The 24460-nt window shown below is 57.5% G+C and carries 25 protein-coding genes; 6 read left to right on the forward strand and 19 right to left on the reverse strand.

All coding sequences use genetic code 11. The features are described 5' to 3' along the window. Positions 1–10 precede the first annotated feature (10 nt). The 8 genes from GOX61_RS01495 to GOX61_RS01530 all read right to left on the reverse strand — a co-directional run bounded on the left by GOX61_RS01495 (position 11) and on the right by GOX61_RS01530 (position 7444). Positions 11–1174, reverse strand: coding sequence for a LysM peptidoglycan-binding domain-containing M23 family metallopeptidase (locus GOX61_RS01495; RefSeq protein WP_170330723.1), 1164 nt, complete (start codon positions 1172–1174; stop codon positions 11–13). Between the two features lie 63 nt (positions 1175–1237). Beyond that, positions 1238–1888 (reverse strand): protein-L-isoaspartate(D-aspartate) O-methyltransferase, encoded by a 651-nt coding sequence (locus tag GOX61_RS01500; RefSeq protein ID WP_155150663.1) that lies wholly within the window; start codon positions 1886–1888, stop codon positions 1238–1240. Then, the gene (surE, locus tag GOX61_RS01505; protein WP_155150666.1) at positions 1885–2667 is read right to left on the reverse strand and encodes a 5'/3'-nucleotidase SurE; all 783 of its coding nucleotides are present in this window, start codon (positions 2665–2667) and stop codon (positions 1885–1887) included. The genes GOX61_RS01500 and surE overlap by 4 nt, the downstream gene beginning before the upstream one ends. Positions 2668–2790: 123 nt before the next feature. Continuing rightward, positions 2791–3876 (reverse strand): ABC transporter ATP-binding protein, encoded by a 1086-nt coding sequence (locus GOX61_RS01510; RefSeq protein ID WP_367646920.1) that lies wholly within the window; start codon positions 3874–3876, stop codon positions 2791–2793. 80 nt (positions 3877–3956) lie between these two features. Further along, complete coding sequence (locus GOX61_RS01515) at positions 3957–5003, reverse strand: methyltransferase domain-containing protein (RefSeq protein WP_170330725.1); 1047 nt, start codon at positions 5001–5003, stop codon at positions 3957–3959. Positions 5004–5105: 102 nt separating this feature from the next. Then, entirely contained in the window at positions 5106–6224 is a 1119-nt protein-coding gene (locus GOX61_RS01520; RefSeq protein ID WP_170330727.1) for a hypothetical protein, read from the reverse strand. 2 nt (positions 6225–6226) lie between these two features. Further along, positions 6227–7006: an SDR family oxidoreductase gene (locus GOX61_RS01525; RefSeq protein ID WP_170330729.1), complete on the reverse strand. Its 780-nt coding sequence runs from the start codon at positions 7004–7006 to the stop codon at positions 6227–6229. Between the two features lie 75 nt (positions 7007–7081). Next, complete coding sequence (locus GOX61_RS01530) at positions 7082–7444, reverse strand: nuclear transport factor 2 family protein (RefSeq protein WP_155150677.1); 363 nt, start codon at positions 7442–7444, stop codon at positions 7082–7084. 109 nt (positions 7445–7553) lie between these two features. Here GOX61_RS01530 and GOX61_RS01535 point away from each other — a divergent pair, with 109 nt between their 5' ends. From GOX61_RS01535 to GOX61_RS01545, 3 genes are all read left to right on the forward strand, one after another. Further along, the gene (locus GOX61_RS01535) at positions 7554–9161 is read left to right on the forward strand and encodes a peptide chain release factor 3 (RefSeq protein WP_170330731.1); all 1608 of its coding nucleotides are present in this window, start codon (positions 7554–7556) and stop codon (positions 9159–9161) included. Positions 9162–9225: 64 nt separating this feature from the next. Further along, a complete protein-coding gene (locus GOX61_RS01540) occupies positions 9226–10164 on the forward strand; it encodes a glycosyltransferase family 2 protein (RefSeq protein ID WP_170330733.1) in 939 nt (312 codons plus the stop codon). A gap of 185 nt (positions 10165–10349) precedes the next feature. Continuing rightward, a complete protein-coding gene (locus GOX61_RS01545) occupies positions 10350–11699 on the forward strand; it encodes a DEAD/DEAH box helicase (protein WP_170330735.1) in 1350 nt (449 codons plus the stop codon). Here the strand turns inward: GOX61_RS01545 and GOX61_RS01550 are convergent. From GOX61_RS01550 to GOX61_RS01560, 3 genes are read right to left on the reverse strand one after another with little or no spacing between them, the layout of a single operon-like run. After that, on the reverse strand, positions 11696–12598 hold the full coding sequence (locus GOX61_RS01550; protein WP_170330736.1) for an EamA family transporter: 903 nt from the start codon (positions 12596–12598) through the stop codon (positions 11696–11698). The two genes, GOX61_RS01545 and GOX61_RS01550, sit on opposite strands and share 4 nt — an antisense overlap. 21 nt (positions 12599–12619) lie before the next feature. Further along, positions 12620–13522 (reverse strand): fatty acid desaturase, encoded by a 903-nt coding sequence (locus GOX61_RS01555; protein WP_170330738.1) that lies wholly within the window; start codon positions 13520–13522, stop codon positions 12620–12622. Further along, complete coding sequence (locus GOX61_RS01560) at positions 13515–13718, reverse strand: DUF2061 domain-containing protein (RefSeq protein ID WP_155150693.1); 204 nt, start codon at positions 13716–13718, stop codon at positions 13515–13517. The genes GOX61_RS01555 and GOX61_RS01560 overlap by 8 nt, the downstream gene beginning before the upstream one ends. A 109-nt stretch (positions 13719–13827) precedes the next feature. Between GOX61_RS01560 and GOX61_RS01565 the strand changes: the two genes are divergently transcribed. Both GOX61_RS01565 and GOX61_RS01570 read left to right on the forward strand, forming a co-directional pair. Then, positions 13828–14700, forward strand: a complete 873-nt coding sequence (locus GOX61_RS01565) for a helix-turn-helix domain-containing protein (protein ID WP_170330740.1) — start codon at positions 13828–13830, stop codon at positions 14698–14700. A gap of 98 nt (positions 14701–14798) precedes the next feature. Continuing rightward, entirely contained in the window at positions 14799–14981 is a 183-nt protein-coding gene (locus GOX61_RS01570) for a hypothetical protein (protein WP_155150699.1), read from the forward strand. A gap of 30 nt (positions 14982–15011) precedes the next feature. Here GOX61_RS01570 and GOX61_RS01575 read toward each other — a convergent pair whose 3' ends face one another. The 4 genes from GOX61_RS01575 to GOX61_RS01590 form a co-directional block, all read right to left on the reverse strand. Beyond that, positions 15012–15773 carry an SDR family oxidoreductase gene (locus tag GOX61_RS01575; RefSeq protein ID WP_170330742.1) on the reverse strand — a complete coding sequence of 254 codons (762 nt, stop codon included), beginning with the start codon at positions 15771–15773 and terminating at the stop codon, positions 15012–15014. Next, complete coding sequence (locus GOX61_RS01580; protein ID WP_170330744.1) at positions 15770–17236, reverse strand: carnitine 3-dehydrogenase; 1467 nt, start codon at positions 17234–17236, stop codon at positions 15770–15772. The genes GOX61_RS01575 and GOX61_RS01580 overlap by 4 nt, the downstream gene beginning before the upstream one ends. 8 nt (positions 17237–17244) lie before the next feature. Further along, positions 17245–17574: a hypothetical protein gene (locus GOX61_RS01585; protein ID WP_170330746.1), complete on the reverse strand. Its 330-nt coding sequence runs from the start codon at positions 17572–17574 to the stop codon at positions 17245–17247. A 63-nt stretch (positions 17575–17637) separates the two neighbouring features. Continuing rightward, a complete protein-coding gene (locus GOX61_RS01590) occupies positions 17638–18552 on the reverse strand; it encodes a 3-keto-5-aminohexanoate cleavage protein (RefSeq protein WP_155150709.1) in 915 nt (304 codons plus the stop codon). Between the two features lie 132 nt (positions 18553–18684). Here GOX61_RS01590 and GOX61_RS01595 point away from each other — a divergent pair, with 132 nt between their 5' ends. Next, on the forward strand, positions 18685–19671 hold the full coding sequence (locus GOX61_RS01595; RefSeq protein ID WP_170330747.1) for a GlxA family transcriptional regulator: 987 nt from the start codon (positions 18685–18687) through the stop codon (positions 19669–19671). A gap of 40 nt (positions 19672–19711) precedes the next feature. Here GOX61_RS01595 and GOX61_RS01600 read toward each other — a convergent pair whose 3' ends face one another. From GOX61_RS01600 to GOX61_RS01615, 4 genes are all read right to left on the reverse strand, one after another. After that, entirely contained in the window at positions 19712–20758 is a 1047-nt protein-coding gene (locus GOX61_RS01600) for an aldo/keto reductase (RefSeq protein ID WP_170330749.1), read from the reverse strand. A gap of 59 nt (positions 20759–20817) precedes the next feature. Continuing rightward, positions 20818–22230: a magnesium transporter gene (gene mgtE / locus GOX61_RS01605; protein WP_170330751.1), complete on the reverse strand. Its 1413-nt coding sequence runs from the start codon at positions 22228–22230 to the stop codon at positions 20818–20820. A 98-nt stretch (positions 22231–22328) separates the two neighbouring features. Continuing rightward, on the reverse strand, positions 22329–22787 hold the full coding sequence (locus GOX61_RS01610) for a DNA polymerase III subunit chi (protein WP_170330754.1): 459 nt from the start codon (positions 22785–22787) through the stop codon (positions 22329–22331). Positions 22788–22792: 5 nt separating this feature from the next. Then, entirely contained in the window at positions 22793–24259 is a 1467-nt protein-coding gene (locus GOX61_RS01615; RefSeq protein WP_170330755.1) for a leucyl aminopeptidase, read from the reverse strand. Positions 24260–24460 lie beyond the last annotated feature (201 nt).

Consider the following 24460-nt stretch of genomic DNA (forward strand, 5'->3'; position numbering starts at 1 on the left):
GCCATCTCGATCACTTCAGATAGGGTTCCGGATCAACGGATTCGAAGCCCTTGCGCACCTCGAAATGCACATAGGCATTATCCCCGCCGCGCAGGGCCGCGATCTTTTGGCCACGACGAACCCGGTCGCCTTTTTTGACGGTAATATCCTGAACATTCGCATAGACCGTCAGCAGATCATTGTTGTGTTTGACCACAATGATCGGAACCTGGTCCGCATCTGATGTAATTGCGGCCACGGTACCCGCCTCGGCCGCGTTCACGGCTGTACCCGGAGAGGCCGCGATGTCGATACCTTCGTTCTTGCCTTTGCGATACGGGCGCACAATCTTGCCCGAGACCGGTAACGCCAGTGCCGAACTTCCTGAATTTGTCGGAGCCTCGGCAGTCACGTCCGGTGCCGGGGTGACCGGCGCTACCTTCTCATCCGGCAGCGGCTGTGTTGCACTAGGCGGTGTGGGCGTTGGGGAACCTTGCCCCGGCTGCGTCACAGCCGTCGCACCGGTCGTCGATGCGGCTGCGGTATTGCGCGGCGCTGGCTGATCCTTGACGGGGATGAGCAGGAATTGACCTTCACGAACGGTGAAGTCCGGACCCAAACCATTCCATTCAGCCAACGATTCCACCGGAACCTGATACAGGCGCGAGATGGTGTAAGCTGTTTCGCCACGCTTGACCTTGTGACGGATCGGCTCGGGGCCCGCTGCCACTGGTGCTGGGGCTGGTTTTGCCGGTTCAAGCGTCGAAGTCTGAACTGAACCCGTAGCCGGAGCCTCATCAATCGCCGATCCCGCAATTGCGGCGATGTCTACATTGCTGCTAGCCCCGACCGAACGCGGCAGCGCCAGAACCTCACCCTCGCGCAGAGGGTCATTGGCATTCAAACCGTTGTAGCGGGCCAGTTCTGCAGCGGGTAAGCCCACACGCGATGCGACTTGGGTGACGGTGTCCCCTTTCTGGGCAACGGCAACCTGATAAGTCGGATAAGTAATGACACCACGCGCATCCGGTGTGGGACGGTTCGCCGTCGCTGCCAGTGCTGCGTCTGCGGTGGAAAACCCGCCTACCTTGCCTCGCAGGTCATAGTCGATCGGACCCTCGCATCCCGCAAGAACGACCAATGCGGCAAAACCCGTTGCGCAGCGGCGCATAGTAGATTTGGAAACTGCTCTCATATCTCTGTCCTCAACACCTGCCCCTGTTTACCGGGGTTCCGGTGCACAATTCGGAAACGTCCTTTACGCCTCGTCCTTCCCAAGCCCCTCCAGCAGGGGCACAAAACGGACAGGCAACAATTCGTCATAGTCCAGACCATCCTCAGTACGTCGAACCCTGATCAGGGTTTGCACCGCATCCGACTGTCCCACGGGTAAGACCATGATACCGCCGATTTTCAGCTGCGCCAAGAGCGGCCCTGGCGGGTCTTCGGCAGCCGCCGTAATGATGATGCGATCAAACGGTGCCTGCTCGGGCAAACCGTGGGATCCATCGGACAACATGGCCGTGACATTGGTCAGTCCCATATCACGGAAAAGCTGCCCGGTTTCCCGAACCAGGCGCTTGTGCCGTTCAACGGTATAAACACGCCGCGCCAGCTTGGACAGGATCGCCGCCTGGTAGCCCGAGCCTGTTCCGACCTCGAGGACGGTATCGCGCGGACTGACCTGAAGCGCCTGCGTCATCAGACCCACGACCGAGGGCTGACTGATCGTCTGGCCGCATGCGATTGGCAGCGGCGTATCTTCGTAGGCACGATCGGCAAACAGGCCTTTGACAAACAGACCCCGGTCAACCTGTTCCATCGCTGCCAACACGCGCGCGTCCGTCACCCCGCGCGAGCGCAAGGCAAACAGGAACTGCATTATGGTTTCAGGGCTTGGTCCGGTCATTCGATCGTCTTCAAAGCCTCAAGCGCGTCATGCGCGGTCAGGTCAGCCCGCATCGGTGTAACCGATATATAGCCTTCCAGATTGACAGCCGCATCCGTCCCCGGAGCAGTCGGGTTGTGCTGGTAGCCACCCTTGATCCAAAGGAACCGACGCCCCGAAGGTGAGCTGTGTGGCTCAACCCCGAAATGGGTATCCCGACGGTATCCCTGCGGTGCAACACGAGTGCCCAGCACTTCATCTGCAGGTACAGGTGGGAAATTCACGTTATAAAACAGGCGATAATCTACATCTTCATCCGGTGTGGCATCCAGAATGCGCCGCACCAGATCGGCACCATAGCGCGCCGCAGCCTCGAACGGATCTTCCAGCCCCAGATTGCGTGGACCGAAATACTGCGACAATGCGATTGCCGGAACACCCTGCAAAGCCGCCTCCATCGCACCGCCGATGGTTCCGGAATACAGCGTGTTTTCTGCCGAGTTGTTTCCGCGATTCACGCCAGACAGCACAAGATCGGGTTGCGCATCCTTCATTACGTCATGCAGCCCGGCAAGCACGCAGTCGGCTGGTGAGCCTTCGGCAGCAAAGCGTCGTTCGTCCAACTTTGCGACCATCATCGGATGGGTATAACTGATGCAGTGTCCGACGCCCGACTGCTCAAACGCAGGTGCTACAACCCATACCTCGCCATCCGGACCAGCCAGATCTGCCGCAATCGCTTCGAGCGTGATCAAGCCTGGTGCGTTGATCCCGTCGTCATTTGTCAGAAGAATTCGCATGATGCCTGCACTACCCCCACGTTTCGCCCTTGATAGACGCGCCCCCGCGCTGCGGCAAGCAAAGCGCGTATGCAATCTGCGGCATTCGCGCACCACTCGGGCGGAAACTGCACCAATCAGAGATCAGGTTGGGAAAACAAAGCAACGATCCCGGCGGATCGTAAGCCACATGGCGCGACCGGGCTGCGGCACAAAGACATTCGGGACGGTCACCTTCAGGATTGATCCATCGTGATCCATCCTGAATTCTACAAGACTTTCATTGCCCAGAAACCGCGCCCGTTCCACTACGCCCCGGGCGGCGGTTCCAGCACTAGGGGTCGGCGCCGGACCTTTGCCGTTGCGATCAAAATCCAGTTTGACGTGCTGAGGTCGAAACACGATCTCGACATCCGTACCGTCCGGAACACCCGGAGCAAGGAACTGCCCGAACGGGGTATCCGCCAGAGCACCATTAACGGTGGCAGGCAAGATATTGACATCACTAAAGAAAGCAACAGCTGCCTTGTCCGCAGGTCGGGTATAGACGTTATACGGCGCGCCCTGCTGAACGATCTTACCACCACGCATCAGAGCGATTTCATCCGCCATCCGCATAGCCTCTTCCGGTTCATGCGTAACCAGAAGAACTGCCGCGTCTTCTTCTTTCAGAATGGCCAGTGTCTCATCCCGGATACCATCCCTCAACCGGTTGTCGAGACCCGAGAAAGGTTCATCCATCAACATGATGCGTGGACGCGGCGCAAGCGCACGCGCGAGCGCAACGCGCTGTTGCTCACCCCCGGATAGCTGATGCGGAAAACCATCAATGAACCGCATCAGATCGACCTTGGTCAGCAGCTCTTCAACGCGGGCGCGCTTTTCTTCTTTGCTGCTTCTCAGCCCGAATGACACGTTATCGGCAACACTCAGATGCGGAAACAGCGCAAAGTCCTGAAACATCAGACCGATCTCGCGCCGTTCGGGCGGTACGCGAAAGATGGTGTCGCAGATCAGCTTGCCATCCACATAAATCTCACCCGAGTCCTGCATCTCGACTCCGGCAATCATTCGCAATGTCGTGGATTTACCACAGCCAGACGGCCCCAGCAGACAGGTCACCTGCCCGGCCTGAACGCTTAGCGAGACGTCATCAACAACAGTCCGTCCTTCGAACTGGCGGACAATATTGCGAATTTCCAGACGAGGAGGAGCTGCGTTAACTGTCACCGATAGACCCCGTTGCCTTTCCCGATCAAATTCATCGGGCTTGGGCGGGGATATCAACCCCGCCTCTCAGGCGCAAGAGATCAGCAGCAACCGGTCGACGCTGCCTCACCTTCGACGACAAACGGGCTATTCCCTCCACAGCCTTCGAAAATTCCGTAGTGGGTCGAGAAATCGCCGATGAACTCAAAATGGCGCGCGAAACGCGTATCCTGAAGCATCATCCATGTGTTGCCGCAGACGGGGAACACCTTGCCGGCTTCGATAAAGTGGTGATCATCCAGCGCAAACATATGCGGTGCATGTGGGATCGTTCCCTTGTAGATCACCGCCTGCCCATAATCTTCGCACGCGGGCTCAAGCTCGGGCAATTTGAACAGACGGTAAGTCGCTGAAATGAAGCTCAGCGGCGCAACACGTTCCTCAAGGACCGGATTTTCAATAGTCAGCGGACGATGCGTAACCCGGCGCGGGTCACCAAATCCGGCCGCACGTGACAGCGTCAGGAAGTCGTTCCAATAGAGCGCGCCTGACAGGCACTCCCCATACAGAACCTCATCCTCGGCCATGGCCTTGGGCACACGTCGATCAGAATAAACATCCGAGAAATACATCTCTCCACCGTCTTTCAGCAACCGATGCGCACCGCGCAGAACGGCCGCCTTGTCAGTGGCCAGATTGATGACGCAGTTGGAAACGATGATGTCGAATGAGCCGGGCTCAAGATCCAGTTCGTCCAGCTTTTCGATGTAGCCGTGATGAAACTCGACATTGCTGGCCGCATAACCAAATGCATTCGCGTGATAATCCTGATGGGACCGTGCAATTTCCAGCTGCGCGGGCGTCATGTCCACGCCAACAACGCGGCCCGTTTCGCCCACCATAGCCGAAAGGGCATAGACGTCCCGACCAGCACCGCATCCCAGATCAAGAATGTGCATACCTTCCAGATCCAGAGGCGCGATCAGGCCGCATCCATAATACCGGGTCAGTACATCATCATGAATTCGCGACAAAATCTGTTTGACGTGATCGGGCATGTCGTCGGGCGTGCAGCAAGCGTTCGTCTGCAAATCCGCGCTGCCCTGCAGGACCTCGCCATAATAATTCTGCACAGCCTCATGCTTCATCAGAGCTTTCCTTTTCATCACGAACTGAAAAGCAGCTAGAGCAGCCCGGGTTGCCGTGCAATCCGGGACCGTCCCATCTGACGAAAGCGTGAATCGGTGTGTTTAAGATTTCTCCAGCAACTCGAAATCAACACCACCGCGAACCTGCCCGTTCACCTGGATCTCCAGCCGATGCGCACCAGGAACCAGTTTAAACGTTGTGGCATTACCCTTGAGTTTGTGGCGCTTGGACAAGGTCAGAGATCCATCCTTCAGTTCAGCCTGTTTCAGCTTATGAACCTTAGGTGAGATCTTCCCGCCAGGCCTCTGGAAATGAATGATATAATCAACCAGAACAGGTTGTTTTTCCTGCCCAGAGATCGCAACAGAAAACTCCAGCGCGCCATCGATAATGGCTTCGCCCTCAACCTCGATCGAGACATCCAGATCTGCATCGGGATCATATCCCAGCATCTTCATTGCGCCTGCATGGCCAGACTTCACCAGCCCGCGCAACGCATGAGAGGTCATCCACTGCAGTTCTTCGGCATCCTGTCCACCGCTTTCCTGCCAATCCTGCAGGCGCTGCAACACCAGTTCCGGCTCTTTCTTTGTGATGTCGTTCAGATGATTGGCCACCGACCGGGTAACATAGCGGGTGTTGTCGCGATGCAGTTGATCCAGCAAAGGCAAAGGATCAGCCAGATCCAGCCCAACCGCCTGCCCCCAGGGCAATCTCGGCCGGGTTCCTTCGCTGACCAACCTGCGCACATGATAGCTGGAATGCCCACACCAATCCTGCATGCGCGTCACAACCTCGTCAGGCCAGCGATTGAGGAATGGGCGAATGGCCCATTCCATCGAAAACCGCTGCGTCAGTTCCGCCAGAACATCCAGCGCCAGTTCCGGATGTTCCAATCCGACGACAACTACCCAATCACCAAGCGGTGCAAAGATGAAGTCGCCGAAATCATCGTCTGTCTTACCCGGATCCAGTGGCTCGGGCAGCGCACGCAGGATCACCGGTGCAACAGTCGGAAGATCGCCAGGAATGGCCTGTTGCAGGCATTCTGCAATCCAGGTCATGCGCTCTTTCAGCTCAAGTTCCGGCAGTTTGGCCATCACCGCCGCCTCAAATGCGGGCGCGTCAAATGTTGGCTGAGCATCGGCAAAAAGCCCCGCCAGATAGCGGGTCTTTTCTGCGTTGAACAACTGATCTTTCAGCGAGAAACCCTGCGACATGATTACATCGTCAGATTGGTGCCGCCACCGTCCAGCAGAATGTTCTGCCCAACGATGAAACCAGCATGTTGAGAGCACAGGAACGCACAGGCAGCACCAAATTCCTGCCGCGTGCCATAACGGCGCGCAGGAATTGTCGCCGCGCGTTCGGCACGCGCCTCGTCCATAGAAATCCCTTTTTGTGATGCGACCCCGCCATCCAGCGAGTCTGCACGATCCGTGGCATGGATACCCGGCAACAGGTTGTTGATCGTTACACCGTGCGGGGCCACTTGGCGCGAGGTTCCAGCGACATAGCCAGTCAGGCCGGTCCTTGCGGCATTCGACAGCCCCAAGGCCGGGATCGGCGCGCGAACGGATTGAGAGGTGATGTTAACCACCCTTCCCCAGCCCTTGTCCATCATGCCCGGCAGTAGCGCTTTCATGAAGGCTATCGGTGTCAGCATGTTTGCATCCAGCGCCTTGATGAAATCCTCACGCTCCCAGTCCGACCACAGGCCCGGCGGTGGGCCGCCGGCGTTGGTCACCAGAATATCGACCCCCTCGGCCGCCTCGATCACCTGCGTCTGCCCTTCAGGTGTCGTCACATCACAGGCCATGGTGTGCACCTGAACGTCATGATCCGCGCGAATGCGTTCAGCTGCTGCTTCCAAAGCATCCGACCCGCGCGCGTTCATCACCAGATCAACACCCGCCGCTGCCAAAGCCTCGGCGCAGCCCAGACCCAAGCCCTTGCTGCTTGCGCTTACCAGCGCACGTTTTCCCTGTATTCCCAGATCCATACGATCCTCCCTGTCAGTCGTTGCCCGCTTGTCTAGCACCGGCCAGACAGAGAAGACCAGAACGGCAGCGTCGCCTCAGTAAAAGAACTCTTCGCGGACGATCTTGCCATCAGCGACATGATATATCGCCACTTCACGCATATCGAAGCTGTCACCGCTTTCCTTCATGGTACCCTGCACCTCGAAGATCACAGCAAACCGATCATCGCCATGCAGGAATGGATCGCTGACCGACCCGCCTGTTACTTCGGTCGAGCTTTCCCACCATTCGTGTTTTCCACGGATCGCATCCAGTCCACGCGCCTCGCGCCCCATGCCCTGCATATCCGCAGCTTCGACCGAAACGGCATCTGAGGCATAGAGTTTATCCAGATTGGCCTTTGCTCTGTTTTCGCGACAACCAGTGACCAGTTCTTCTGCAATTTCTTTCAAATTCATTGGTCCACTCCATCATTTGTTCACTATATGTTCTTTTTATCGCAACCGTACGATTCGAACCACCCCCTTTGCCTTGCCTCGGCAGGATTCCCCGCCTATACGCGCGCTTATGCTAGATACCGCCTCGAACCAACCCGTATTGCCGCCCGAGATCGCCCGACGTCGGACCTTCGCCATCATCTCGCATCCGGATGCCGGCAAGACGACGCTAACTGAAAAGTTCCTTCTTTATGGGGGTGCTATTCAAATGGCCGGTCAGGTGCGCGCGAAAGGTGAAGCACGGCGGACGCGTTCGGACTTCATGCAGATGGAAAAAGATCGGGGCATCTCGGTCTCCGCATCGGCCATGTCGTTCGACTATGACAACTTCCGGTTCAATCTGGTGGACACACCCGGCCACTCCGACTTCTCGGAAGATACATATCGCACCCTGACCGCTGTGGACGCGGCCGTGATGGTGATCGATGGCGCAAAAGGTGTGGAAAGCCAAACGCAGAAACTATTCGAGGTCTGCCGTCTGCGCGATCTGCCGATCCTGACATTCTGTAACAAGATGGACCGCGAAAGCCGCGATACGTTCGAGATCATCGACGAAATCCAGGAGATGCTGGCCATCGACGTCACACCGGCCGCGTGGCCGATTGGTGTGGGTCGTGATTTCATCGGCTGCTACGACATGCTGCGCGACCGGTTGGAGCTGATGGACCGCGCCGACCGTAACAAGGTCGCCGAAAGCATCCAGATCAACGGGCTGGACGACCCCAAGCTTGCCGAACACGTGCCCGAGCACCTGTTGGAAAAACTGCTGGAAGAGGTTGAGATGGCGCGCGAACTGCTGCCCAAACTCGACCCGCAGGCGGTGCTGGAAGGGCACATGACCCCGATCTGGTTCGGATCGGCGATCAACTCGTTCGGTGTAAAAGAGTTGATGGAAGGCATCGGAGCGTATGGTCCGCAGCCGCAGATTCAATCCGCTGAACCACGTCAGATTTCGCCGGATGAGAAAAAGGTCGCGGGCTTTGTCTTTAAGGTGCAGGCCAACATGGACCCCAAGCACCGCGACCGGGTGGCCTTTGTCCGCATGGCAAGCGGTCACTTCAAACGTGGCATGAAGCTGACCCATGTTCGGTCGAAAAAGCCGATGGCGATTTCTAACCCGGTGCTGTTCCTGGCCTCTGATCGCGAACTGGCCGAAGAGGCCTGGGCCGGCGATATCATCGGTATCCCTAACCACGGCCAACTGCGCATCGGTGACACCCTGACCGAGGGCGAAGCGCTGCGCGTATCAGGTATCCCTTCCTTTGCGCCGGAACTGCTGCAAGGCGTGCGCGCGGGCGATCCGATGAAAGCCAAGCATCTGGAAAAGGCCCTGATGCAGTTCGCCGAAGAAGGTGCAGCCAAGGTTTTCAAGCCCTCAATTGGCTCGGGCTTTATCGTCGGCGTCGTTGGTGCACTGCAGTTCGAAGTGCTGGCCAGCCGGATTGAGATGGAATACGGCCTTCCGGTCCGCTTTGAAGCATCGCAGTTCACCTCGGCCCGCTGGGTCAGCGGTGACAAGGCCGAGGTCGACAAGTTCGCCAATGCCAACAAACAGCACATTGCGCATGACCATGACGGCGACGTTGTGTACCTGACACGGCTTCAGTGGGATATCGACCGCGTCGTACGCGACTATCCCGCGATAAACCTTTCTGCAACAAAGGAAATGATGACGTGATCGATCGCGTCATCTAACTTTCGCAGGATGAGCTGTCAGTGTTTTTCAGAGTATCAACTGCACGATGTCAGATGATGTGACCTGGGGCATCGTCTCGACTGTTCGGGGTGACGCCTTGGACATCCTGCGCTTTGCGGCGTATCACCTCGATCTTGGTGTGAATCGTCTCTACATCTATCTGGACGAACCGAACCCTCAGGCCTTTGAGGCATTAGACGCTCACCCAAAAGTAGATGTCTGCAATTGCGACGATGCATATTGGGGCAAGCGAAATCGCGAAAGGCCCGAAAAACACCAGCTGCGTCAGACCGCAAACTCCTCCTTTACCTACAGACGCTGCGAACAGGACTGGCTGGCCCATATCGATCTGGATGAGTTTCTCTGGCCATCAGAACCGATTTCCAGCCTGCTCGGATCCGTGCCAGAAAATTACCCCTCTGCACGCGTCCGTCCGGTTGAGGCGATCGCAGAAGCCAAGGACCTATACAAGGCGTTCATCCCGATCGGACCAGATCGCGAAGCTCTCATACAAGACCTTTATCCGAACTACGGTGCCTTTGTGCTCGGCGGTTTCTTAAGCCACGTTCAGGGCAAGCTCTTTGTGCGCACGAGCATGAGGAAAATCAGCTTTCGTATTCATAACCTGTTTCAGGACAAGAAGCCGGTGCATAAAAAGTTCGAATTGCCACAAATCGATCTTTGTCACAGGCATGCGCCCGACTGGGACCATTGGCTGGCACATTACCAGTTCCGCATGGAGCGCGGTTCGTATCAGCCTGGGATGTCACCCAATATCCCTCGTGAGCTTGGCGGGTTGAACAAGAACGAGCTGTTCAACTGGATCGAGGAAGAAGGCGGAGAGCCTGGTTTGCGCGCCTTTTATGATGAACTGAGCGGCGCGGACCCGCACGTACGCGCCCGCTTGCAACAGCACGGCTTGATCAAGCACCGCCCCTTGGAGCTGGATTCAAAGCTACGGAAACACTTCCCCCAAAGCGTCTGAATTGTTGCACAAAATCGAAACCGTGGCCTCGCGGACACAAGATAAAGGGCTCTTCATTTGACCATGCCCCACGTTTTTGTTATGTCCCCGCGCAAGCCGAAATGCGCACGCTGTGCATGGCCATCCGGGCCCGGCAGAACTCAGACGCGCGGGCCAGGTCTAGTGTCCGCATGAACCGGACATACATGACAAAATTTAACGAACTGAACCTGAACCCGAAGGTCCTCAAAGCCATTGAGGAAGCCGGATACGAAACCCCCACCCCGATTCAGGAGGGCGCAATCCCGCCCGCGCTTGAGGGTCGTGATGTTTTGGGGATCGCCCAGACGGGAACCGGCAAGACCGCCAGCTTTACCCTGCCGATGATCACCTTGCTGGCCCGTGGCCGTGCCCGTGCGCGCATGCCGCGTTCGCTAGTGTTGTGCCCAACGCGTGAATTGGCCGCACAGGTTGCCGAGAACTTCGACACCTACACCAAACACCTGAAACTGACCAAAGCGCTGTTGATCGGCGGCGTCAGCTTCAAAGAACAAGAAGCGCTGATCGACCGGGGCGTCGACGTGCTGATCGCCACTCCTGGCCGTCTGCTGGACCATTTCGAACGCGGCAAGCTGCTGCTGACCGGCGTTCAGATCATGGTGGTGGATGAAGCAGACCGGATGCTGGACATGGGCTTCATCCCTGATATCGAACGCATCTTCTCGTTGACGCCCTTCACGCGTCAAACCCTATTCTTCTCGGCCACTATGGCGTCCGAGATTGAACGCATCACCGACACCTTCCTGTCGGCCCCTGCACGGATCGAGGTTGCCCGTCAAGCCACTGCGTCAGAGACCATCGAACAGGGCGTCGTCATGTTCAAAGGCGGACGTCGTGACCGTGAGGCTAGCGCCAAGCGTAAAGTTTTGCGGGCATTGATCGATGCCGAGGGCGACAAATGCACCAACGCGATCATCTTCTGCAACCGCAAGACGGACGTGGATATCTGCTCGAAATCGCTGAAGAAATACGGCTATAACGCTGCCGCCATCCATGGCGATCTGGATCAGTCACAACGCATGAAGACACTCGATGGGTTCCGCGATGGATCCCTGCGCCTTCTGGTCGCCTCGGACGTGGCTGCGCGTGGGCTGGACATCCCGTCGGTCAGCCATGTTTTCAATTTCGATGTTCCTGGCCATGCCGAAGACTACGTGCACCGCATTGGTCGAACCGGACGCGCCGGGCGCGAGGGCAAGGCCATTACCATTTGCTCGAACCGTGATGAAAAGGCTTTGGATGCGATTGAAAAGCTGATCCAAAAGCAGATCCCGCGCATCGAGAACCCGATTAAGGAAGAGCCCAAAGCCGAAGCGCCGAAGCCCGAGAAAAAGTCCAAGCCATCGGACCAAAAAAGGAACGAAGGCAAGAGGGACAAAGAACCCAAGGGACGCGGTCGTGGTCGTAAAGAGGACAACGGTCCTGCGGTCGTTGGAATGGGCGACCACCTGCCCAGCTTCATCGCGCTCAGTTTTGATGAGCGGCGTGCCGGCTAGATTGCCAGCACAAGCACCAGTATCGACAATCCCAACAATGCAATGCCGGCGATCTCTCGCCGGGTTATATTTTCGTGGAACACCAGCGTCGACGCCATCAGGCTAAAGATCAGCTCCACCTGCCCCAGCGCCTTCACATAAGCCGCGTTCTGCAATGTGAAGGCCAGAAACCAGCAAAACGATCCACCCAGACTGGTAAGGCCAACGAAAACCCCGGTGCGGCGCGTTTCCCAAACCGCACGCAATTCGGCCCGGTCTCGCCAAAGCAGCCACAGCCACATGCTGATGAACTGGAACGTGACCACGGCAGCCAGAGTGACCAGCGCCCGGAACCAGGCATCAATGTCACCCAGTTGTAGCGAAGCCCCGCGATAACTAACCGCTGAAAACGCAAACAGCACCCCTGATCCCAGCCCGAGCTGAGACGCGCGGTTGGTCAGATGATGCCACCATGCCCCATCCCCACCAGGTGTTTTGGACAGCAACAGGACCGCCAACAACCCCAAAAGGATAGCTGCAAAGGCGCCAAATGAGATGCTGTCGCCAAGGATCAGGAAACCGACAATTGCAGTCTGTATCACTTCGGTTTTCTTAAACGTGATACCAACAGCAAAGTTACGCTGCTTGAACAGCGCGACCACGCACACCGTCGCCAGAATTTGTGCTGTTCCACCGATGGCAACAAACAACCAGAACTTTGCTGACAGTGGTGGAACGGACAAATCCGTGATTTGCAAAGCGACGATCAGCCCAAGAATGGCCAGTGGCGCAGAATAGGCAAACCGGGCAAAAGTCGCGCCGGCAGCCGACAATTTCACACTGCTCAGCGATTTCTGAAGCATGAACCGCACTGTCTGAAATGTGGCGGCAGCGATGGTGACGGGAATCCATAAACTCATGGATTCCCTTCTGTCCTTAAATCACTCGTTTGGCCAGAGCGGATGCGCAACCGGATCCTTCGCACGCCAGAAGTAGCTGCGAAAAATCTCACCATAGGATTGGTACACATAGGATTCGTTGCAGGCCAGATACCGGTCCTTACCGGCTCGATAAAGTGCAGGTAGACGATACCATGGTGCCGATGGGTTCATGTGATGAACGACGTGCAGATTATTGTTAAGAAACAGAAAAGACAGCAACCCGCGATCCTCAATGATCACTGTTCTGGCACGAGATTTCTCATGTGCACGATGCTCAAGGAACGTCCGGATTTTGACAAGCGCAAGCCCGATATACGCCGACAGAACAAATGCCCAGACCGGCATAGGAGACTGAGCAACCACCCACAGAACCACTGCCACTCCCGGAATGTGTAAGGCCCAGGCCAGCAGGATCGCGCGATCCCCTCTTGTCGCACCGGTCCACTCATCCCGCATGAATGCCACCTGCCCGATGGCAGGCCCCAGAATGATGCGTCCCAACAGTGTATTGTTGGCCTTGTATAGGTGTCGCTTCCAGACGGGCAGTGAAGCCCAAATCTTCGGATCCAGATAATTCGACTCAGGATCGTCATATGGGTCCGTCAAGTTCGCATCCTGATGGTGAGCCAGATGCAGATCTCGAAAGCGGTTGTATGGAATGAACAGGGTCAGCGGCAGAGCCAGCAGTGATTCATTCAACCATTTTGCACGGAACGGATGTCCGTGCAGCGCTTCATGTGTCAGCGAAGAATGCAGGGCTGCAACCATGCCCATCACGGGAATTGCCAGCCACAGCGACCAGCCTGCCAACCAGAATACAACTGCCAGCCACGCAGCATAGCAGGCTGCAATCAGTCCGAACGTGCCCCATTCGGGCGATTTGGGAGGTGTGGGATCAGCCATTGCGCCCCCACGAGATACCTGCCCAAACCCGTTCGTAGATGACATACAGTGTCAGACCGATGGCGGTGTTGACCAATGCAAGCCCGCCACCCACGGCAGCCGAACCTGTGGCGATCAGACCCACAAGGGTCATCATGACCAACCCCATCAGATTCCATACGACTGCTTTCACGACAGATCTTCGTCGCGTCTCCATTCCGGTCCCCATATTTTGTTGTTCTCACAAAAGCGTTACCGACATGGAGGCCTGCTGAGAATTCTGAATATGATTAACAAAATTCATCAGATGTGATATTAATCATCACATGCAGGATAACATAGACAAACGGGATCGCGCTGCGCAGTTTCGCCTACGATTGGCGCGCGCCATGGAAGAGCGCCAAATCAGCCAGAGCGCACTGGCGCGCAGTATTGGGGTCGACCGCTCAACGGTGTCACAGCTTCTGACCGGCGCAGGCGCACGTCTGCCCAATGCGCATGTGGTCGGAAGCTGTGCGTCGGCGCTTGGCGTTTCCGCAGACTGGTTGCTCAGCTTGTCGGACCGACCAGAGAGCGCTGCTGAATTGCTGGCCAGTTCGCTGACAATGGCCGAAGCCCCGCGCGCCTTGGTAGATGAGCGTATCTTCGAGTGGCACCAACAGGCAGCGGGGTACAAAATCCGCTATGTTCCGGCCACCCTGCCCGATATGCTCAAAACCCGGGCAGTGCTCGAATGGGAATATGCCCCGCATCTGGGTCGAACCGCAGATCAGGCCATCGGCGCATCGGCAGATCGTCTGACATGGATGCGCAGCGCCCAGTCCGACTATGAAATCGCCATGCCGCTGTTCGAAATCCACAGCTTTGCCCACGGCACCGGATATTACGAGGGACTATCACTGGATAATCGGCTGGCTCAGATCGATCACTTGCTGGACCTGTGCGAACAGCTCTATCCACGCCTGCGAATCTACCTATTTGATGCAAAACGGCTCTATTCCGCGCCGGTAACGATCTTCGGTCCGCTTCTGTGCGTCTTCTATGCGGGCAGCCACTACATGGCCTTTCGCGATCGTGATCGAATCGAGGTTTTTACACGACATTTCGATACGTTAGTGCGCGAAGCTGACATGACAGCCCGTGACTTTCCCGAACACCTCAGACAGCTCCGTTCGGCGATTACCAGCGCAACGGAGTGACTGTTGCGAAGCCGGAAAGTGCCAATCAGTTCATCCTATAGTATAGTTATCCTGCGCGAACTTTCGGGCAATCCGACCAATCACGGAGGATCAATGGGATGGACGCACTGAAAACCGCTCAATACGCACGCGCCCTCTACTCGGCGCATGGAGATCGGGCCGAAGCTGAAGCGGCCCGTAAAATGCGTGAATGTGAAGCCGCAGGGGAAACCCAGCAAGCTCAGGACTGGCAGGCAGTTCGCCAGACTATCCGCCAGTTCCGTGGCCCCAATCAGGGCTGACACAACAAAACCCAGCTTTTAGCCAGGTGATCAGACCTTCGGGTCAGGATTGACCGTATGACCATCAACCGCGATCACCTGACCCGAAACAAGCCTTGCCGCGTCAGAGGCAAGGAACACGGCCATATTGGCAATATCCCGCCCTTCAACGAAGCTGCCCATCGACGTACCTGAGGCATAGCCCTCATAGACCTGATCCCGGGTCATGCCCTTGGCTGCCGCTTCGCGTTCAAGAACTCCTTCCATTCTTGGTCCTTCAACCGCTCCGGGACAGATCACGTTGCATCGGACCCCATGTGGCCCAAGTTCCATCGCCAGTGTCTTACCCAGACCCACCATGCCCCATTTCGCTGCGGCATAAGGTGCGCGGTTGGGATAGCCATATTGTCCGGCGGTGGATGAGGTGATCAGCACCACTCCACTGCGCTGACGCTTGAACATTGGGGCTGCGTATTTGGAACACAGGAAAGCCCCTTCCAGATTGACTGAAAGGCAAGTGCGCCAATCGCTAAGCGCAACGTCTTCGATCAGGGCCGTCGGCCCAGCAATCCCTGCGTTTGCGCATAGGGCATCCAGACCACCCCATTCCTCGTCAATGCGGGCAAACATGGCCGCCACGGCGGTCTCGTCGGCCACATCCAACTGGGATTTCTTCCAATGCGGCGGGCAGGCCTCCAGCGACGCCGGATTCACATCTGCCACCCAGACCTGCGCACCCGATGCGTCGAACGCTTCGGCCATCGCACGTCCGACGCCCGAGGCGCCGGCCGTGATCAGAACCCGGCTGCTCATGCAGGTTTCCGGATCGATGCACCCGCCCCTTCTGGGTACGGCAGACCGGCCTGAGCTTCTGCAATACGGGCCATGGCTGCTTCGACCTCAGCCGACGGCGCGCATGGGCGACGGGATTCGAGGTCCACATGCAGCAGGAAACTCTCACCGGTCGCCAGCAACTTGTCTCCTTCATACATGCGGTGGAACAGGTGCAGCTTCTTGCCCTGCCCCAACAGCATCTGAGTCCGCACATTGATTTTGGCACCTGCATGGGTCTCATCCAAATGCCGGATGTGGGTTTCAGCGGTAAAGTAGCTGCCGCCCGCTGCGATATAGTCGGCATCGCATCCGATCATCTCCATAAAGCGATCGGTTGAGCAGGCGAAGGCATCCAGATACCGCGACTCGGTCATGTGACCGTTATAGTCGGTCCAATCCAGCGGCACGGCACGCGACAGCGTCAGAATGGACTGGCTCAGATCGGCCTGATCCAGATCCGGCAAGGCCTCCGGTTTCAGACGTGCATCATGCTGGTTCAGAACCGCACCTGCACCGTAATCCTGTGCCTTGAGCGCACGCATCATCCCAACAAGGTTGTTGTCGCGGATACGCTCCAATTCACGGATCGAGTGCATTCCGGATTGTGCGTCCGACTGATCCGCGATCATGTCCACCAGTTCATCCGTGAACTCCGGGACATCCATCAACTTGGTCCATGGCCATTTCAAGGCCGGGCCGAACTGCGCCATGAAATGCCGCATCCCGGCCTCTCCGCCAGCGACGCGATAGGTTTCGAACAGACCCATCTGCGCCCAGCGGATACCAAAGCCCATGCGGATCGCTTCATCGATTTCTTCGGTGGTTGCGATACCATCTTTGACGAGCCACAGCGCCTCACGCCAAACAGCCTCGAGGAACCGGTCGGCAATATGCGCGTCGATTTCTTTTTTGACGTGCAGCGGGAAGAACCCGACTGATTTCAACAGCTCTTGCGCACGCTCCACCATTTCAGGCGAGTTCTTGTCGGTCGGAACCAGCTCGATCAGAGGCAGCAGGTAGACCGGATTGAACGGGTGCGTCACAACGATCTGTTCGGGACGCAGTGCCCCGTCCTGCAATTCGGATGGCTTAAACCCGCTGGTCGAAGAGCCGATGATCGCTTCCGCGGCACATGCCTCTTGCAAGCCTTTATAAACCTTCAGCTTCAGGTCCAGCCGCTCAGGTACGCTTTCCTGAATCCAAGAGGCCCCCTGTACAGCATCTGCCATCTCATCATGGAAGGTCAGCGTGCCTTCAGCCGGCAATGGCACGTCACTCAGCCCGGGCAAAGACCGCCGTGCATTGTCCAGAACCTCGCCGATTTTACGCTCGGACTCAGGATCCGGATCGAACACCCGGACATCCCAGCCGTTAAGCAGAAACCGGGCGGCCCATCCACCGCCGATCACACCACCACCGATGATAGCTGCTGTTTTTGTCATATCTTTTCCTAGTCGATACAGATCACCAGCTCGCGCCCCGTCTCATCCAGATGCGGAATGCATCCGAACTGCGGCGTGACCGCGCTGCATTGTTTGGTCTCGGACAGGCAAAATCCCTCGCAGTCCGAACCTGTTTCACAGGTCTTGCCCGCATCCGCCAACGGCAGGATGCACACATACTGCTGCGCTTTGCCCGCAACCTCGTAAGTTCCGCCCTTGGCCTCGCAAGCCTGCCGTTCAGTTTGGAGTTGCTCAGCCTCCGCCTTGTCATCCGTTGGAAGGCAAGCCACCAGAAATCCTGCTCCGACAAGCGCCAAACACCGCGACATAACTTTCATGAGTTATTCCTTCAGTTGATGCCCCGGTGTCTTTGCTTTGCGAAAACTCTACAAGGGGAAGATTCAGCCCTTCGGCGCCCGCTTCACCAGCCCCAGCTTCTCGCGCACTTCCTGCGCACCGATCACCCGTGCACCCATGTTGGAAACGATGGTGTTGGCGCGTTCAACCAGCTGCCAGTTTTCCGCCAGAACGCCTTTGTCCAGCCACAGGTTATCCTCGAGCCCGACACGCACGTTGCCGCCAGCCAGCACCGAAGCCGACGCATAGGCCATCTGGTTTCGTCCCAGCGCGAAGGCGCTAAACGTCCAGTCATCCGGGACATTGTTGACCATGGCCATGAAGGTGTTGAGATCATCCGGTGCGCCCCACGGCACGCCCATGCACAACTGAACCAGAGCCGGGCTATCCAGAATGCCGTCCTTCACCAATTGCTTGGCATACCAAAGATGGCCGGTGTCAAAGGCTTCGATCTCGGGCTTCACACCCAGATGCGTCATCATCCGCCCCATCGCCTGCAGCATGCCCGGCGTGTTGGTCATGACGTAGTCTGCCTCGGCAAAGTTCATGGTACCACAGTCCAAGGTACAGATCTCGGGCAGACACTCGGCCACATGCTCGACCCGCGCGGCTGCGCCGATCATGTCGGTGCCTTCCTCGTTCAACGGCAAAGGAGATTCTGTCGGGCCAAAGATCATGTCACCGCCCATACCTGCTGTCAGGTTCAGCACGACGTCTACTTCGGCCTCGCGAATGCGGTCGGTCACCTCGCGGTACAGGTCCAACCGGCGGCTGGGCGCGCCGGTTTCGGGGTCGCGTACATGACAATGCACGATGGCCGCGCCTGCCTTGGCCGCCGCGATCGCACTTTCGGCAATCTGCTTGGGCGAACGCGGCACATGCGGGCTGCGATCCTGTGTTCCGCCCGAGCCGGTGACAGCGCAGGTGATGAAGACTTCGCGGTTCATTTCCAGTGGCATGGTGTTTTCCCCAACTTATACCCGGTTTTGACCCAAGTTATCCTCAGGCTTCTCCCCGGATTCCGATTTGCGTTACCCGCAACTCTGACGCAGCCTTATGGAAACAACTTGCCAGAATGCGAATCGAACTTGATGAAATCCGCAAAAAACATATTGCAGCCCGAACATCGCGCCCTGAAAACGGCCGTACTGGTTCTGGATGAATGCAACACGCTCAGCTTTGCCTCGGCGGTTGATCCGATGCGCGCAGCGAACCGCTTGGCGGATCGTCCCGCCTTTGACTGGGATTATGTCACCGCCACGGCTGAGCCTGCCATGCTGACCAGTGCACTGAACGTTCCCGGCATTCCGCTGGCGCGTCTGGACAGTTGCGATCTGATGATTGTGGTTGCAGGCTTCCAACTTGCGCGCCACGCAACCCCCAGCCTGCTGGCCGGTTTGCGCCGTATCGCGGCCTCTGGTGCGACCATGGCAGGGATCGACGGCGGCCCATGGCTGCTTGCCGAAGCCGGCTTGCTGGACGGGCACGCAGCAACCACTCATTGGGAAGATCTGGACAATTTCTCGACCCGTTTCCCCGAAGTCGACGTGCGCCCTGACCGTTTCACTGTTTCCGGAAACCGTCTGACTTCTGGTGGCGCGATCCCGGCGGTCGAGATGATGCTGCATATCATCGCTGCCCGGCACGGCGCAGGGTTTGCCTCACGTGTATCTGGGCTGTTCCTGTATGAAGGAGCACCAGAGCCAACCAAACCGCAAAGCCGCACCGGGGCTCCGCACCGCCATTCGGCCCTGACATCAAAGGCAAACAGCCTGATGGAAGCGTCGCTGGATGAGCCTCTGCCGCTCGCCTATATCGCCGACCGTTTGGGAACCAGCCCGCGCACGCTGCAGCAACAGTTTCGACTGCGTCTGAACACCACGCCACAAGACCATTACCTGCAGCTTCGCCTGGCCGAGGCGCGCCGGCTGGTCATCGACACAGATATGCCGCTAATGGATGTCGCGCTGGCCACTGGCTTTGCATCGCAGTCAAGCTTTGCCCGGGCGTTCCGAACCGCGCATGGCCTATCCGCCCGCGACCTGCGGCAGGATCGCACCCAGCCCACACATCACTGACGGGGTCTACGGCAGGTGATGGGGGCATTGCCCCCTTACCTTAGTACGGCATGGGATGGGCGCGGTGGGCTAGGTTGATTTCTTTCAACACATCCTCTGACAATTCCAGATCTTTCCCATCCAGAATACGCTGCAATTGTGCCTCATCCGTGGCCCCAAAGATGGCCGACGTCATGAACGGTCTGCTGCGACACCAGGACAGTGCCATATGCACAGGATCCAGCCCATGTTTGTCAGCGATCTCCAGATAGGCAGCGACGGCGTCAAAAACCCGAGCAGATTTACGCCCGCCCATTTCAGGCACCAGTGACATGCGCGATCCTTCGGGAACGCTGCCACCCTGATACTTGCCCGTCAGGAACCCGGCTGCCAGTGGCGAAAAGGCGAGCAGTCCCACATCTTCATGCGCACTCAGCTCGGCCATATCGGTATCAAAGTGACGGCAGAGCATCGAGTATTCGTTCTGCACGGACGCGACGCGTGGCGCACCGGTTTCATCTGCAAGTCGCACCCACTGGGCCGTTCCCCAGGCACTTTCATTCGACAGGCCAAAGGCACGAATATTGCCCTTTTCGACCTGTACCTGCAGCGCCTCAAGACACTCCTGCATATTCGCAACAACATCGTCACGATCCCCACCTGACGGATCGTAATCCCAATTCTGGCGGAACATGTAACTGCCCCGGTTTGGCCAGTGGAACTGATAGAGGTCGATATAGTCAGTCTGCAACCGGCGCAGGGATCCCTCGATTGCCTCGGGAATGGTCTGGCCCGAAATTGGCGCCCCGTCACGGGCGTGAGAAAACCCTGCTCCTGAATGCTTGGTCGCCAGAACATAGTCGCCCCGGCGCGCGGCATTAGATGCATTCCAATTGCCCAGAATTTCTTCGGTCCGGCCAACGGTTTCCTTCGAGATCGGATTCACCGGATACATCTCAGCCGCGTCGACAAAGTTGATCCCGGCTGCCAGGGCCATATCCATCTGTCGGTGTCCACCGGTCTCGGTGGTCTGTGTGCCAAAGGTCATTGTTCCAAGGCACAGATCCGACACCATTACACCGGTGCGCCCCAAAGGTTTCATTTTCATCTGGAAATCCTCCTGCTCGCCCTGCACCCTAGCGCAGGGTTGGACCGGGGCAAGCCCGATCAACTCAGATAAATCAGACTGGCAACAAAGAAAAAGGCCAGAACGCCGAACACATCGTTCGACGTGGTTATGAAGATGCCGGTTGCCGCGGCCGGATCTTGTTTCAACGCCCTAAGCAGGAACGGCACCATCGACCCGACCGACGCTGCGATAACAGTCACGATCGCCAGTGCGACGATCGACGTCAGAACCAACAGGCCTGGCTTTTCAATTGCGATGAACAGGCTGCCAATCAAAACCAGAAGGCCCACGACCGTGCCAACGATCAGCCCGTTCAGCAGGGCCCCACGCAGTTCGCGATAGAATCTCGACGGCAAATCGCCACGCCACTCCGCCCCCGAAGTCAGTACCTGCACAGAAACAGTCGAGGCTTGAATCCCCGCGTTCCCGGCTGTTGCCAGAACAACGGGAATAAAACTGGCAAGGATCGCGGATTCGGCAAGTGCGTCCTCATACGACACGATGGCAATTGCTGCGATGGTGCTGCCGACCAACCCGCCCAGCAGCCACGGCAGGCGGCGGCGGGCAATCTGGCCAGGCGTGTCGAATTGCGTCGTATCGGGGGATACGCCGCCCATCTTGAGCATATCTTCCTCAACCTCTTCCCGCGCAATCTCAGCCAGTTCAGGCGGGGCTATACCGCCCAGAAAACGGCCATTGGCATCGACGACAGCGATAACAGAGGCCGAGCGCGCCTCGGCCAGGCGCAGCACCTCTTCCTGGTCCGCAGAACTGTCGACCGTCACAGTGTCTTTTTGGACGATATCAGAAACGCAGGTGTCATCCGGGTTCAACAGTAGGTCCCGACTGCGCAGATAGCCAACCAGTCGTTTGTCCTGTTCGAGAACAAAAATCATATCCAGTCGCGCAAACTGGTCCGAGGTTTTTCGAAGATGAGATACCACCTCGCCAATCGTCCATCCAACAGGAACCGTCAAAACCCCGTGGCGCATATGCGCAGCCGCACTGTCATCATCTGCAGACAAGGACTGTCGAATGACATCTGCATCCTTCCGATCAGCAATCAGATCATCATGAGTGTCGGGCGGCAGCGTTTCCAGCAACTCGATAGCCAGATCAGGCGAAACTCTGGAGACGATCTTGCGGAATTTCTTTCGCGTTGAAGCCTCAAACAGAACTGAACGCAATTCCGGGTCCAGTTCGACAAGGACCGGCAGACTCACATCATCAGGCAACCATTCGAACACCCGGCGCGCACGCTTGGTCTTCATCTTCAGCAGGCATTTCACAACGTCCGCTGCGTTCCAACCGCTCAGGACAGTAAGAACCGCCATCCGCTTGCCTGCGGCCACCAGCTGTTCCAACGACGAGGCGACCCTCGCATTGTTATGGCGCGCTGCCGGGCTGTTTGCGCTGTCCCAATGCAGCTTTTTTGGAGGAACCTGATCCATCCGCTCACCTCACCTAAATCCACGCAGCTGTGGCATTGCTAAGTGACGGTAGCGTGAATGAAAGATTATCTGAACAGATCAGCGCAGCGAAAGGGAGATCAGGCTTCTGCCTTTTTCTCCCACCGGCCTGAATCCTCGGACCAATATTGCGCCGAACAACCTGCTGAGGTCAGCGCCTTCCATTGTACCCGTGCGGCCTGAACTGCGCTTTGATCGTTGCCATCGAACAGGATGCAGACACGCTCGGATGCTTCGACTTCGTCCGGCTCAACCGCAGCGCCATCGATCGCCATCAAACAGGATGGATCATTTGCCGCCGTCGTCTCAGTCGTCAGCAAAATGGGCTGCATCGCATCGTGCGGTCCACCGGCACGACCATGTGGCAGGAACCCGTCATCAGGCCCCAGCCACAATTTTTCATCCAGCCAGTCCAGCCGAGCGGGATCAGTGCCCCGCACGGCTATCCGCCACCCGGCCTGCCGTGCCTTGTCCAGCAGTACCGGCAAGGTCTGCTCAAGCGGTTGGCGGGTCAGGTGATAGAAATAGACGGCCCCCATTCGAGTTACTCGAAATTGTCCTGAACAAAACGGCTTAGCGCGCGCACGCCCCAACCGGTTGCACCTTTGGGCGCATAGGATGTCTCGGACGACACCGACGCAACACCCGCGATATCCAGGTGAATCCAGGGGGTATCTTCCTTGACGAAACGTTGCAGGAATTGCGCCGCAGTGACCGATCCGGCGGGGCGACCACCCACGTTCTTCATATCCGCAATGCGGGATTTCAGCAGGTCATCATAGGCCTTGCCCAGTGGCATCCGCCATGCGCCTTCATCCTCGACTTTGGCCGCCTTCAGGAAAGCATCGCAGAACGTGTCATTGTTCGAGAAAACGCCCGCATTCTCATGCCCAAGCCCGATGATGATCGCACCCGTCAGTGTGGCCAAATCAATCATGCCGACAGGATTGAACCTCTCCTGCGCGTACCACATGACATCACACAGAACCAAGCGGCCTTCAGCATCGGTATTGATGATCTCTACCGTGTCGCCTTTCATCGATTTGACGACATCGCCGGGGCGCGTAGCGCGACCGGAAGGCATATTTTCCACCAGACCGACCAGACCAACCACATTGGCCTTGGCCTTGCGCAGCGCCAACGCCCGCATGGTGCCTGCAACGACACCCGCGCCGCCCATGTCCATGGTCATCTCTTCCATGCCCGCAGCAGGTTTGAGCGAGATACCACCGGTATCAAACACCACGCCCTTGCCCACCAGCGCCAGCGGAGCGTCGTCCTTGTCGCCACCATTCCAGTGCATGACCACAACCTTGGACGGGCTGTCAGACCCCTGCCCGACGCTCAGCAATGTGCGCATGCCAAGCTCGGCCAGTTTGTCCTCTTCCAGAACCTCAACTTCCAGCCCCAACGCTTCCATTTCTTTCAGGCGGTCGGCGAATTCTGTCGTGGTCAGAACATTGGCGGGTTCGTTGGTCAGATCGCGGGTCATGCGCACGCCATCGGCGATACCGTTCAGCGGTGCGAACGCCGCTTCGACCTCATCCGCTTTGGAATGACTGATCACAATTTCGCCCGTGGGATCGGCGTCCTTAGTCTTGTGCGCATCAAAATCATAGCTGCGCAGCACCATGCCCAAGGCCAGTTCCTCGGTCCGCACCTGATTTGCGGCCATCACAAGCACGTCCTTGCCCTTGGCCAGCTTTGCCAAAGCAGCACCCGCCTTGCGAGCCTCGTCATGATCGGGGCGACGCGGCAAAACCAGAACGTCCAGCGCCTCAGCTGCCATGCCACCGGGCCAAGCCAATGAGATCACATCGCCTGTCTTGGCTTTGTCAAACTTCTCGCTCTCGACCAGTCGGGCCACTGCGCCTCGTGTCAGGCGATTGGCCCTGCGCGCAGCGGGGCTCATCTTTCCTTCGGCAGGAATAATGATGACCACACGCCCTTCGGCCTGCGCCATGAGATCCAAATCAAAGTCCTGAAAACGGATTGGTATCAGACTGCTCATCTCTTGCTCCTGAAAAACTCTTCCCCAAGACCTAGCGTGGACCACCAATATTGACCAGATAGCAGTTTTCCCCGTCTGCCATTTGCATTAAGGTCGCCCGAAAATAACCGGCAGGCTCGGGGGAGAAGTATTGGCACCAAACGGCAGGCATAGGCCTTCGCGCATGATTCCATGCCGGGGCGATTCTGGCGTGGACCCCGA

It is taken from the genome of Ruegeria arenilitoris, from assembly GCF_013030265.1.
Classification (GTDB): Bacteria; Pseudomonadota; Alphaproteobacteria; order Rhodobacterales; family Rhodobacteraceae; genus Ruegeria; species Ruegeria arenilitoris_E.